At 46.5% G+C, this 1,260-nt stretch carries 1 protein-coding gene; it reads right to left on the bottom strand.

What is annotated here, in order from left to right; translation table 11 throughout:
• Positions 1 to 15: 15 nt before the first annotated feature.
• Positions 16 to 1,026 carry an IS110 family RNA-guided transposase gene (locus ACAW74_RS28690; protein WP_370701655.1) on the bottom strand — a complete coding sequence of 337 codons (1,011 nt, stop codon included), beginning with the start codon at positions 1,024 to 1,026 and terminating at the stop codon, positions 16 to 18.
• Positions 1,027 to 1,260: the final 234 nt, after the last annotated feature.

Consider the following 1,260-nt stretch of genomic DNA (forward strand, 5'->3'; position numbering starts at 1 on the left):
AGAGATTTCTATGGTCTAAGCAAGCGAATAGGTATATGTTTTGTCATATTCCTGATTCTTACTCACTACCGCATAAGCTCGCCCTATTAGCTTATTCCGAACGGCGTTCAAAACAGCCATCTTGTTTTTACCCTCGCCTACTTTCCGTTGATAGTAATCCCGTAGCTCACCCTTGGCCCGAATCGCGGTCATGGCCGATAAGTGAAGCAGGGTTTTCATCTGCTTGTCGGCCATCGGCGATACGCGGGTTCGTCCACGGATGCTGCTACCGGATTGATAAGGGAACGGGGCTACGCCCGCATAACAGGCAAACTGCTTAGCTGTCTTGCCATCCGTGAAAGCATGGGTAGTCAAAATAAAACCTGTTGCCGTGACAGCACCAATACCAACAATAGAAGTTAGCAAGTAAAATAAGCGGTTAAGTTCGGGATCATCTTTAATCAGACTCTCAATCTGGTCATTGACAGCATCAAGGTCTTTTTCCAAGGCTTTTAACGAACTAGCAGAGGCTTTTTCCAATGACTTTAGTATGCCTTTATCCATGAAAGCCTTGGCCTCCTTGAGTGGTTGCTTGAGGGTATTGGCAGCTAGCAGGAGCCGACTGCGCAACGAGGTTAAAGCTTTGAGCTTGATAATGAGTCGGCTAGCTGGCTTCCAAAGCCGAGCCTGCGCATGATGCCGTTGCGCATAGCGGGCAATGTTAAGCGCATCAATACTGTCGGTTTTAGCGCGGTGTATTCCAGTCGAATACCGGATCTGTTTGCCTGACTCCAACCACACCCGATAGTCTGGCCGGGTGAACACCTCTAGCAGGTGATTATTATAAATACCCGTATGCTCTAGACAGATCAAGAGAGAAGCTGGCTGCACACCAAACAGCTGATGAAGTTGCTGCATCAGTTGTTCGACTGCTTTCTGCGTGTTAGGAATCTGTTCTTGTCGCTTCAGATTACCGTACTGATCAAGAAGGGCGTAGTCGAGCGTTTGCTTGGCGATGTCGATACCCAGAAAGAAGTCAAAAGCCATGGCAAGATGAGATTAGATAAAACAGATGTACTCTACGCTTTCAAACCATCACTTAAACCTTACTAATAGGCCTGAACGCCTTCATTTCTATCGAGTGTAGGGTTTGAAAAACTCAGCCAGGATTTAATCTCTTAATAGGCTTTCGAGCCTTGCATGTTTGCTAAAGTGCCTGACTGAGAGTAGCATTACGGGGTGTAATAATCTTGATTTCTTACTACTGCTCAAAGCTAAAGG

This window comes from Fibrella musci (assembly GCF_041321105.1).
In the GTDB taxonomy this organism is placed as follows: Bacteria; Bacteroidota; Bacteroidia; order Cytophagales; family Spirosomataceae; genus Fibrella; species Fibrella musci.

Excerpts from the sequence above, each read along its gene's own strand:
- ACAW74_RS28690 (WP_370701655.1), bottom strand. The coding sequence starts at position 1,026 with ATGGCTTTTGACTTCTTTCTGGGTATCGACATCGCCAAGCAAACGCTC.